This is a genomic window from Streptosporangium amethystogenes, assembly GCF_000721075.1.
Classification (GTDB): domain Bacteria; phylum Actinomycetota; class Actinomycetes; order Streptosporangiales; family Streptosporangiaceae; genus Streptosporangium; species Streptosporangium amethystogenes.
Genome location: NZ_JOEQ01000008.1, coordinates 216,654 through 227,881, shown reverse-complemented (window position 1 = coordinate 227,881; position 11,228 = coordinate 216,654). Strand labels below are relative to the sequence as shown.

At 65.0% G+C, this 11,228-nt stretch carries 8 protein-coding genes and 1 pseudogene; 4 read left to right on the top strand and 5 right to left on the bottom strand.

Annotated features, from left to right (window positions below):
- Positions 1-338 precede the first annotated feature (338 nt).
- Positions 339-1,700, bottom strand: coding sequence for a hypothetical protein (locus IG98_RS0114895; RefSeq protein ID WP_030911671.1), 1,362 nt, complete (start codon positions 1,698-1,700; stop codon positions 339-341).
- A 143-nt stretch (positions 1,701-1,843) separates the two neighbouring features.
- On the opposite strand from IG98_RS0114895, the gene IG98_RS0114890 reads away from it, so the two are divergent.
- Positions 1,844-2,098: a helix-turn-helix transcriptional regulator gene (locus IG98_RS0114890; RefSeq protein WP_211263987.1), complete on the top strand. Its 255-nt coding sequence runs from the start codon at positions 1,844-1,846 to the stop codon at positions 2,096-2,098.
- Between the two features lie 514 nt (positions 2,099-2,612).
- Complete coding sequence (locus tag IG98_RS0114885; RefSeq protein ID WP_030911664.1) at positions 2,613-4,844, top strand: GmrSD restriction endonuclease domain-containing protein; 2,232 nt, start codon at positions 2,613-2,615, stop codon at positions 4,842-4,844.
- Between the two features lie 263 nt (positions 4,845-5,107).
- Here the strand turns inward: IG98_RS0114885 and IG98_RS54845 are convergent, their stop codons facing one another.
- Both IG98_RS54845 and IG98_RS54840 read right to left on the bottom strand, forming a co-directional pair.
- Complete coding sequence (locus IG98_RS54845; protein ID WP_425428036.1) at positions 5,108-5,242, bottom strand: hypothetical protein; 135 nt, start codon at positions 5,240-5,242, stop codon at positions 5,108-5,110.
- A gap of 26 nt (positions 5,243-5,268) precedes the next feature.
- Positions 5,269-5,447 (bottom strand): annotated as a pseudogene (locus tag IG98_RS54840) (IS5-like element ISMra2 family transposase); the annotation flags it as partial.
- A gap of 59 nt (positions 5,448-5,506) precedes the next feature.
- On the opposite strand from IG98_RS54840, the gene IG98_RS0114875 reads away from it, so the two are divergent.
- On the top strand, positions 5,507-6,676 hold the full coding sequence (locus IG98_RS0114875; protein ID WP_030911661.1) for a hypothetical protein: 1,170 nt from the start codon (positions 5,507-5,509) through the stop codon (positions 6,674-6,676).
- 118 nt (positions 6,677-6,794) lie between these two features.
- The gene (locus IG98_RS0114870; protein WP_030911659.1) at positions 6,795-7,346 is read left to right on the top strand and encodes a hypothetical protein; all 552 of its coding nucleotides are present in this window, start codon (positions 6,795-6,797) and stop codon (positions 7,344-7,346) included.
- Positions 7,347-7,717: 371 nt separating this feature from the next.
- Here the strand turns inward: IG98_RS0114870 and IG98_RS0114865 are convergent, their stop codons facing one another.
- Together IG98_RS0114865 and IG98_RS44880 are read right to left on the bottom strand one after the other, a co-directional pair.
- Positions 7,718-8,929, bottom strand: a complete 1,212-nt coding sequence (locus tag IG98_RS0114865; protein ID WP_030911656.1) for a Shedu anti-phage system protein SduA domain-containing protein — start codon at positions 8,927-8,929, stop codon at positions 7,718-7,720.
- A gap of 168 nt (positions 8,930-9,097) precedes the next feature.
- Entirely contained in the window at positions 9,098-11,098 is a 2,001-nt protein-coding gene (locus IG98_RS44880) for an ATP-binding protein (RefSeq protein ID WP_157594333.1), read from the bottom strand.
- Between the last annotated feature and the right edge of the window lie 130 nt (positions 11,099-11,228).

Sequence of the window (11,228 nt, the reverse complement as noted above, 5' to 3'; positions counted from 1 at the left end):
TACGCATCCGCGGCGAGAAGGGCATCCGCTGGGGCGGACGCCCTCTCAAGGCCGCAGCCTGACAAACCCGGCGAACCAATGCGGTCACGGCACTAGCGGCTACGCGAACTCGTCAACCAGGGCTGGTGTGACGCATCGTGGAGGACGGGCCGCCCACCCGGATCACCTATTGCTTGATCGGGCAGGGGCCGCCCTGCACACCGCTCCTGATCACAACGATGCTGGGCGGCCATGCACCGCCCTGTCCAAGCCTTCTGAGCTGGCCGCCCTCCCGGTTCCGGTTCCCCTCACGTGCCACCAAGGGCCGAACAACTCGATGCGACGCCCGCGGTTCACTTCTATATGGCGACGCGGGCCAACTCCAAGACCTCCCCCGGAGAGATCTCGCGATCCCACGGGGTGGCCATCTCGGTCAGGAAGCGCACCGCCGCCATCAGCGCGTACGGAGTCTCAGGGCGCCCTGCCGCGTGCAGGACCCGCCAGGGCGAGCGCACCGTTGTCCCGATCATCAGCTGTGGCTCGGCGCACGAATCGGTGTCGGTGCTTTGGGTTTGGGTCAGGATGCCCACGTGCTGCCAGAACGCCAGCAGATCCGCCATGGTCTCCACCTCCGGGTGGCCGCAAGCCTGGACCAGTGCGGAGAACCCGTTATCCCAGTGGGCCCAGCTGTGCTCGTCGCCGATCATTTGCAGCCGCAACGTGTAGATGCCGGGGTATTCGTCCAGCTCGGGCATCTCACCGGCTGCCGGTATGCAGTCCAGGGGCGGCTGGATGCCGTCCCAGACACACGAGGTCAGCCACTGCTCGCCGTCCTCCCATCGTCCAGGGGCCCGGGCCGCGGCATGTGCGGCGATCTCCTGCGCCGAGGCGCGCGGAGCGTCAAGGAAAGCTCTGATGATCTCACTGGCGCGGGGGCAGATCGTCAGCCAGCCGGTCGCGTACACCCTGATGACCGCATGCGGCGCATCCGCCGGTCGCGGGACGTCGGGGTGGGTGAGGGTGATCTGGTGCGGTTGCGAGGGCAGAGTGGGAAGTTCCACCCGGTGGGGGCGTCGGCCGTAGCGGTCGATCCAGTCGTGGGCCAAGGTCAGCCGCTGGCACTCGATGGCGTCTTCTTCGGCCTGGCGGACCTTGTCGCGGGCGGCGCGCAGCTGCTCGCGCCGCTGTTGTTCGGTGGTGGTCAGATGCACGTGGCAGTGTTCGGCGCCGATGCCGGTGAAGATGCGCTTGGCGCAGCGCGCGCCTTTCAGGTTGACGCCGGAGCACTGGGCGTGCGGGAAAAGGTCGGGGCGGGAGGCCTCGCTCAGCGCCTGCAGGTGTTCGGCGGGGATGTCGGGTTTGGCGGGGGCGTACATCTCCGGGATGACCGCCTGGGGGTCGCTGCCGGCTTCGCGGGCTTGGGCGAATACCGAGCGCGGACGCGGCACCCCGCTGCTCCAGGAGGGGGCCAAGGGGAGGCGGGCTTCGACGATGACGCCGGCGTGCGCGGCGTTGATCAGGGCTTGGGTCGCCTCGTGCTGGATGGAGAGCTCTTCGGTGAGGTTGAGGCGTGCGCCGTGGATGAGGGACAGGATGGAGGTGATCTCCCATGACAGCTGGGCGGCTTGGACCAGCAGCCAGGCGGGTGAGTGGCCACCGTGGTGGTTGCGGCGTGGTACGGCGATCGTGCGTGCGGGGCGACGCGACTCCGTTGTGATCATGGTTGCCTCTTCAGGTTTGCCGAGGTGAGCAAAGGGGTCGCCGTCAGCTTCGCGGCTGCGCCGGGGCGGGCGCTGATCACCCTCCGTGATATGTACCAAACTTGGTACAGACCTTTGAGGATCATGCACGCCACCGTGGGTAAGTGCCCGTCCCGATCACGCCACGCCTTGCTGAGCTGCGCAGACAGTTCGGTCTGCGGCTGCGTGATGTGCGGGAAGGTCAAGGACTCAGCCAGGAGCGACTCGGAGAACTCGCCGATGTCGACCGCAAGACCATCAATCGTATCGAGAACGGCATGTACAGCCCTCGGCTGGACAACATCTTCCAGATCGCCGACGCCCTCGACATCTCGATCAAGGAACTGTTCACCGCGCATAGCCCCTCACCCAACAAATGAAGGCGTGCGTCCTATGTGCGATTACGGTCGGCGCCATGCCATCGCATTGAGCAAGGAGCGAGCCTCCGCGAGGATCGCCGGTCACGGAAAGCAGGCTCGTACGAGGGTGCCCATCGGCACCCGCTGCGCTTCGAGGTGGCACGGAAGCAGGTAATCGACAGCCAGGCCGGGGCGCTAGTCAGGTGCAGGCCTCGCGGTCACTCGCGGCGTGGCTGATTCGTGACCGTGCCCTACCCGGCCGCGAGCCCGTCGCTTAGTCCGCTTTGACCGCTTGATCACAGGCGGCAGCTCCACCACCTCAGGCGGCAAGTCGGCGCTCACGAGTCCGCCTTGGCAGGTCATCGTCCGTACTGAGCTCCGCCGTGATGTCGATGGTAGCGAGCTACAACGACACGATGCGCATATCGCGTTCCTGGATTTGAAAGGATCTCGTTCCAGCGAGGCTTGCTTCGGATGAAACGCTACCAACCCCGATGAACGATTGTTGAATGAAGAACGACCCCGTAACCATGGAATGGAGCAGCCGAAGGTGACGATAGAGGATATTTCGGTCAGCAATGTGTCGCTCAAGAAGCTGTTCGAGGAGTCCTTCTACACCATCGACTTCTACCAGCGTGAGTACGCATGGGGCGAGGAGGAGGTGCGGACCCTCGTCACCGATCTTCGTGACGCCTTTCTCGAAGGAGTCGAGGCTGCCGGGACCCGCAGGAAGCCCGAACCGATGCCGCAGTACTTTCTAGGGCCGTTCGTGTACTACGAGCGCGGGGACAACGTCCGCTCGCTCGTCGACGGACAGCAACGCTTCACCACACTCCACCTGATCTTCATGACTCTACGATCCATCAGCATCCGCCTCAACGCCCAAGGGCACACCGAGATGCTCACCTCGGTGATCCGCAACTTCGACGAACGATCCAAGCCCCGCTACCGAATCGGCGACGAGGAACGTGCCAAAGTCCTGAACGCCATCTATGAAGATCGGCAGTACGAGGGGACACAAGCCGACTCCCTGTCCGTACGAAACCTCTGGCGCCGGAGCCAGGACATCGAGCCGATGCTTCGCGAGGTCCCGGCCGAGTCCTACACGCGGTTCATCGAGTGGCTCCTCAACCGTGTCGTGATGGTCGGCATTCGCGCCAGCGACAGCAACAACGCCTTCCGCATCTTCGAATCGATGAACGACCGCGGCGCACGACTCACCGCTGTCGACCTCCTGAAGAGCTACCTGCTGGCCAACGTGGGTGAAGACGAGGACAAGCTCAATCACCAGTGGCGGCACATGCTCGCGGAGCTCACCACCGTGCGCGACGACCGAAGCGCGCCGGGGCACTTCCTTAAGGCCGCGCTCCAGGCCCGATACGCACGTCTAGACGGCGAGCACGACGACATGGCCGGAATCGAAAGCGCCCTCAATCTATGGGTACGCAGGAACGAGGACCATCTAGGCCTGCGAGGACGACCGGATCGTTTCCATGCCTTCGTTGAGGAACTCCTGCGCCTGGCGACCTTCTACCGCACCTTCCTACATGCCAGCCGAACCCTCCAGGACGGGTTGGAGGCGCTCTACTTCAACGCCAGGAACGGTCTCGACTCGCAGATGATCGCCATCTTCGCCGCGGTCAGGGCGGATGACATCTTGGTAGAGGCAAAAGACAAGGCTCGCCGTATCGCGGCCTACATCGATCGCTGGTACATACTAAGAATCCTGAGTGACCTCCCTGTCCAACAAAGAGATCTCATGGAGGCGATAAGCGCTCTCCTGCCGGGACTTCGCCGGTGTCGAACCGCCGATGACGTCAGTACTGTGCTCGCCACTCACGTCCAAGGGGAAGAACGCGAGTATGCCGTCTTGGAGGGGTTCGGCCTCCGCGGCACCAACCGTGGCCAGGTGAAATACCTGCTGGCGAGGTTGACCGCTTTCGTTCAGCAAGGGTGCGGACAGCATGGTGAGGTTCCCGACTACCTCAGCGACACACGCCCGTACCAGATAGAGCATCTGTTCGCGAACAAGCCGGAGCGGCATCGAGACGAGATCCCGGACGCTCTTCGCTTCCGCTCCCTGCGCAACCAGCTCGGAGGGCTGGTCCTGCTGCCTGACAAGGACAACGCGAGTCTCGGTGCGATGCCGTATGACGAAAAGATCGAGCTCTACGGACGCCACAACGTCCTCGTCGGAGTGCTCGACCAGAGATACCACCGCCGGTTCCCGGGGCTGCGTGAGTTCGTCAAGGCACACAAGGTGGAAAGTTGCATGCGCTCTTTCGGGACCAAGACGCCCATGGCCACCATCGTTCAGACGCGGCAGGAGTTGTACCTCCGGTTGTGTTCCAAGATCTGGTCTTTCGATCACATGGGACTCAGCGCCGATGACCAGGCGAAGTTCTCCGATCCCTTCCTCAAGCCCGAAGCCGACGAGGTCGCGCCCCCTCCAAGAAAGATACGTCTGCGAACGGATGTCGCCCGTATGGTCGCGGCAGGTGTCATCCAACCGGGTACGCGCATCGTCTTCACCCATCTGGGCTTCAACCACTGGGCGCAGATCAACGACGAGGGACGGATCACGTTGGAGGGCACAGGCGGCATCTACAGCAAGATCGATGAGGCAGGAGCGTTCGTGCGCGAGACACGGACTTGCGACGGCATGGGAATGTGGTACGTCACCCGCGAGGACGGTGAGATGCTCTCGCTGAGAGCACTGCGTGATCAGGCCGTCGCCGCAGGCGTTTTGGCCGGTCGCCGGATGTAAAAGCTTTGCTCGATGGCTCCACAAGTCTGGCTCGGATCCAATGGAACGAGTGTGCACTGGTTGGAGATCGCGACCGCCGCCACTCTGTCGTAGCGGGTGGCGATGCCTTTAAAGTGCTTGAGCCGGTTGAAGCAGCGTTTGACGACGTTGCGCCGCTTGTAGCGGATCGGGTCGAAGGCATGGCGGCGGTGTCCGCGGCGGGCTCGTCCGGCCAGTTGGTCGGCGCGTTCGGGAATGGTCGTGCCGATCTTGCGTCGGCGCAGTTAGGTGCGGATGGCGCGGGAGCTGTAGCCCTTGTCGGCGATCACATGGTCGGGCCGGGTGCGCGGTCTGCCGGCGCCGGCGCGGGGCACGCGGATGGTCTCCATCACGGCGGTGAAATGGGTGCAGTCGTTGATGTTGCCGCCGGTGAGGACGAAGGCCAGGGCAGGCCGCGTCCGTCGACGGCCAGGTGGATCTTGGTGGTCAGTCCGCCGCGCGAGCGCCCGAGCGCCTGTCGGCCTTGATCGGTCTGAGCTGGTTGCTGCCCGGGGGTGCCGTGGTGGGTCCCCCTTTACGGGCACCGGCCGCGTGCTGGTGAGCGCGCACGATGGTGGAGTCCACACAGATGGCTGACCAGTCGACCTGGCCGATCGCGTCGTCGTAGAAGCGACAAGCACGGCGTGCCGGTCGCCCAGCCCGGGGTCAGCCTGGCTGACAGTTTCATCCGCGAGCTTCATACCGCGATCGTGGAGCGTGTCCGCCCCGTCCCGGGCTACACCATCAAGCCACTACCCGAAGAGCCCGGCAGTCTCGACAACCCCAAGCAAGGCCTGTTGCTGATCACTGTGCCGCCCAGCGTGAACGCGCCACACGCCGTCCTGGACCCGACGGCGAAGGGCATGTTGAAGTTCCCCATCCGGCACGAGTCGCAGAAGTTCTGGATGAGCGAGTTGCAGGTCGCCGCCGCTTACCGGGGCCGCTACACCATGGCGCTCGACAGCGCCCAACGCGCATCCCAGGTCGAATCTGAGGTACTGGCCCAGCTCGCCCGCGCCCTGGGACACTCCCCCTTTTCACAGCCGGTGCTGACGGTGTCCCTGACGCCGGAGATGCCGGGAGAACTGACCATCACCACAGCCGAGCTCGACCGGGTCCGCCAGGACCTAGCCCGCGACGAGCTGCTTTTAGGCCGCCCCCAGGGTTCGGCGTTCTTTACCTCCACCGGGGTCGGCAGCCGCCGGTTCATCGCTTCAGGCCCGTTTTACGGGCGGACGGCATGGAGTCATCTGCACGCCGACGGCGCCGCCAGCGCGGTGTTCCCGCTGGAGATCAACGGCGTCGAGGGCAATACCACTGCGGTGTCAGATACCCAGATCGTGCTCCTGATCGTGGCGGCGCTGCGGTTTCTCGGCCGCCACGCGGCTGAGCGCGTCGGCGCGACCGGTACCGTTCGCTTGAGCGCCCGCGTCCTGACCGACGTGCGCCTCGCCTCGGCGGCCGAGCGGCCGCTGGCTGAGGCCATCGACCGGCTGCTGAAGCAAAGCTCACAGTCCCAGCCCTACGACCCGCAGGCCGATCTCATGATCGTGAGGGCTGGCGGGGCGTGGGCGGGAAAGGAGAGGGCCCGTGACGCCTACGGAGAAAGCACGGTCTTCCTCGATGACCTCCTCATCGATACCCAGCCGCTGGCGGCCGCGGCCGGTGAGCTGGCCGGTGCCGTGGTGCAGGCATACGGAGTGCCCGAACCCCGGCAGATCCGCCCCGGCGGCATCCTGCTCCCCCGCGAGTGGGATGGGTATCAGCCAGCGGTAGCCGAGTGGGCCCAAAGGATGAACATCCCCACGGTGTAATGCCGCCTCCCTCGCATCGGTCCCGGTGCGAGGGAGCGCCGCCCGATTCGTCCAGCGCATGCTGCGTGATCGAGACGGGCTGGCCCCCACCGCCGACTAAGGCGGGCAGCAGCTCGTCTTGGACGTCGCAGGAGACGGGCTCGCGATCGGCCACTTCACCGACCCGGCGGGGTTCGTGATGCTGCGCTCCCAGCGCCGCCCAGCCACGACTCACCCCGGGCAGAGCACCGCACGCTCCACGACGCGATTTGATCCACGGCCCCTCGCCGACTTGCGCAGAGAGCGCGGCGGTGGCCTGATGCTCGCTGCCCTGCTGGTTGACGTCGTCGTCGACAGCCGGCGGACGCGGTGCGGCGACGGTTGGGGGCAAACGACCGTGCTGGAGACCTTGGACGGGCTGTCGTGGGCGGCGTGTGAGGTGACTGTCGACACCGATGCCTTCGAAGTCACCCAGAGCGGGCCACGCTGTCTGTGGGACGAACTCCAAGACGTCTACATCGAATGGCTCTACGCCGGGAAACCGGAGCGCAGCTGGTTCGGAATCAGGATCTTTCCCGGCGGCCAGAAGCTATGGCTCGACCACCCCAACCACACCATCACCTGGAGCGGGCCACGCGAGGGCAACCGCCGCAAGAAGGGCACACCTCACCGGCAGACACCTGAAGCATAGGTCTGCCGCGCCTGATGTGGTGAGCGCTCCGGGCCGCGTTGCCGATCAACGCGACCGCGTGCGGAGCCTCGTAGGGCCACTGCGGAACCTGGTCGGATCGAGGCGGTCCGCACCGACTGGGCGGCTACGCCCCGTCGGCGCTGCGGTGCAGGGTGTTGCTGACATGGAGCTGAATCCGTCGCATCAACCTCACCGCCCGGTCGGTCACCGCTACTGGCTTGGGACCTCACCGACCTGCAGGCCACCTGGCTCGAGCACGGCATCGACGCCCTCCTGCCCGCGCTGACGCACATCCGCAGACCTGCCGCTCCGCGTCTTTCGCCGTCAGATTAGGCGGTCCGGTCATGCGGCACCGAGAAGGCACCTGGTCATCACCAGTCGTTTGTCTCCTCAGTCTCGACGTCGAAAAGACCCCATCCGAGCGGGGCGTGCCAGGCGGCGGCTCGCACAAGCCAGTCGTAAGTGCGGATCTCGATCCTGGCGCGCCGGGAGTGAAGATCACGGATGTCGGCCGCACTGTCGGCGGCATTCTCACGGCCCATGATGATCAGAGCGCGTGCTTCTGCGGTGATCCCGGGAAGGCCCAAACCGTTGGAGGAACGAGGTCGACGGGCGAGGTCGAGGTTAACCGAGAGCCATCGACGCCAGTCTTCGATCTGGTCGACAGCGTGGCGAAGAGTTGGTGCGATACGGCCGTTGCCCGGATTCGTCAGTCGTTTAGTCGGGCTCTCCAGCTCAACAAGGGTCCAATGCAGACCCGCTGAAGTCCGGCGGGCGATGAGAAAGTCCGCCATGTAGTGGTTGGCGAACTGTACTTGTGGTAGTACCCAGGTTCCGTGATTGCCGAAGACCGTATGGGCCAGGATGGATGGGTGCTTTTCCAGCACGACCTGCATAGGTCGTTCTTCGGTGGCCGTTGCGAGGGCGTCTTCGAGCGCCTCACGGTCCGCGAGCGTTGGGAAGCGATCTACTTTCCATCGAGAAAGCCGTTCCAGATCGCCATTGGAGACCAATTCTGGATGAAGGACGCGGGCGGCTGTCTCCTCGCGTGCTTGGTGAAGCAGTCCGAAAAAATCATTACTTTGCGGTTTGATGATTTGCTCGACGAGGTGAGGCCAGCTGCCGCGGCCGCCACCTCCGCGAAAGTTCAGTCGGCCCGTGACGCTGATGGAGGTGATCTGGTTGTGTAGTTTCCCGGCGAGAGCTTCTGAGGTGATGGCGATATCGTCTACCTCGGGCTGTAGTCGTTCAAGATGAGTGATGGAGCGTCGTGCCCGGGCGACCCGTATCCACGCATCAAGTAGATCACGGCCCTCGATTTCCTCAGCGCGGGGAATCCTCAAGCCCGTACTGGATGCCAAATTCTCGAGATAACCGTACTCGGCTTCTCCGAAATGCCATGTCCTCGGTAACTCCAAAGAGGTGCGTAGATGGGCGCGCAGCAGGGCTGCCGCCACAGGGGCGGGCATTGAGGGATCAATCGGCACTGCCAAAGCGCTGGCGATGGCCAGTTGGTCCTCGGACGGCTCGGTGCACAGTTGTTTGAGATCGGCCACGACCTTGCGCCAGTCGGTCTCTGCCATTGGCTTCTCCTACTACAGCGATTCCACAAAACCACAGAGGCCCATGAGACTCACCGTCATTGGGCACGGATGGACAGCTGAGGCAAGATGAGCAGGCAGACATGAAGATCACCGTGGCGGTGGCGCCGCTGCTGCTCTGCCTAATTCGGGAGCATGTGCGCATACACCTCACCACGGATCGCTGATCCGACCATCAGCCTCCAGCCCGAACCGCAGCAGATCATTCCAGCTCCCGCCCTTAACAGCTTCCTCTGGCAACCGCATCCGAGATAAGAGAAGCATCACGTTGCTGTACCCAGCGTCAACCGCCTGCCACACCAATCGCTCAGCACCTGCTCGATCCCCCTCCTTCTCCAGCGACTTCACTCGCGCCGCCAATATCCCTACCTTGGGGCCATAATTGCCCTTCAGCCAAGGTATTCTCATATTCGTATAAGCGGTTATCGCCCTAGCAATCCCCATGTCGGTCCCAGGCGGTGGGCTTTCGTCCAGCGTCCGCAGCCATTCCAGATCCGGTAACGCGCTAGAGTCTCCAGTAACAGCCGCGGTCCGAAGCAGTTGCTCAGCATTCGCTTGATTTGTGACCGCTTCCCACAACTCGGCCAACTTTTGCGACGCGTCGACGTCTCCCGCATCAGCCGCCGCTTGATACAGGGCTGCGGCGTGCCGGTAGCGGATGCGATGCTCGGCGGCGTCAGCCAGGATGACGAGGTCGGTGGCGTGAGCAGTGGCGGCCTGCCAGAACTCGGCCGGAGGACACAGGGAGTGACGCTGCTGGGCGCCGTGCTGTTCCAGGTAGTCGGCCAGCCGGTAGCAGGGCTCGCCATCGTCCACGGTGGTCGAACCTGCCGAGCTGCCGAGGCGGGGGCGGATGCGGGTCAGTGGCGGACGGGCGCCTCGGCAGGACTGCGGATCGGTGAGGTAGGCGAACGCGTGCTCCAGCCAATTGTCTGGGAGCAGGTCCAACTGGTCGCCGGTCAGGTAGCCCTCGGCGGCCTGTTCCAGGAATCGGCGCGGTAGGGCTGGGCGGTGGCCCAGGCGGCGGGCGTCCATGGCCACCTCCACGATGGCCCTGGCGGCGGGTTCAGCGTTGTTGTAGCGATCGATCAGGGCCGGGCCGCCGGCGAGGTATTGGGTCAGATGCCCCGAGGTGGCTCGGCTGAGGGCTTCGGCAAGCCGCGGGTCCGCGCTTTGGTCGGCGCGGCGGATCGTGGTTTCGTAGTCGGTGTCGGTGAACGCTTCCGGCAGGCTGATGCTGGTTCCCTTGAGAAGTTCCCGGACCTGGGCATATGGGTCAGGTGGAAAGCTGGGCCGGGTTGTCAGGGTCTCCCAGTACTTGCGCCATAGCGTGCCGACCACCAGTACGGGGCCTCGCTCGGGGGTGCCCAGGAGCTCACGCAACTCTGCGGTGATCTGCTCGCCGATGGCCGGATCGGCGGTCATCAGGTAGTCCTGGGTCTCATTCAGCCACACCACCGTGTGCGGGCCGATGCGAGCCAGGTCGGCTGCGGCGGCCGCGGGTTTTCCCGGGTTGAGGGGGTGCCACAGCCGCCATGGCTCGCCCAGGTCGCGAACCGCTTCCCAGCAGGCACGGGTCTTGCCGGTCGAGGAGTTGCCGACCAGCACCACCAGCCGGCAGGCTCCGGCCCGGACCTCGTCCAGGATCGCGTCCAGGGCGTCGTCGTGGGCGCGGCGGATGTAGGCGGGCAGGACGTCGTCCTGGCCGGGCGCGATCGGCCCGGCGGTGATGGCGGGATGCACCTCCAGCAGCAGCGGTTTCAGGCCGGTGATCGGTTGTCCCAGCCGCTTGGGTGGCCGGGAGGCGGCCAGCTGTGCGGCGGTCCACAGGCCGCGGGCCCGGGCGGCGGCCTCAGCCTCGTCCCAGCGCGCTTGGCGGGCCAGCACCGTGACCACGGCTACTACGTCGGCCTGTTTCGGAGGGTGCTGCTCTGAGCCGATGATCCGGTTGATGCTGTCGCGCCCAGGGGCGCCCGGCAGATCATCATCAGCGGCGATGGCGGCGGCGACCTCGTCCAGGGATGGGCGATCGGCCTGGACGTACAGCTCGTACAGCAGAGCCTTTAGATCGGCCAATGCTCCCGGCGGCACGCTGGGGCGCGCGATCGGCCGTGGCCGACGCTTGCCGCTTTCGGTCCCATCGCGACTCATCGCTTCATCATCACCCCCGCTGACGCGGCCCGCAGCCTCACGTGCTCACAACCTGGCAACGGTGAGCCGTCTCGTCGCAACTCATCCCGGCATCTCGAGACGGCCGGAGGCTGGTCTCAGCTGGCCAGCC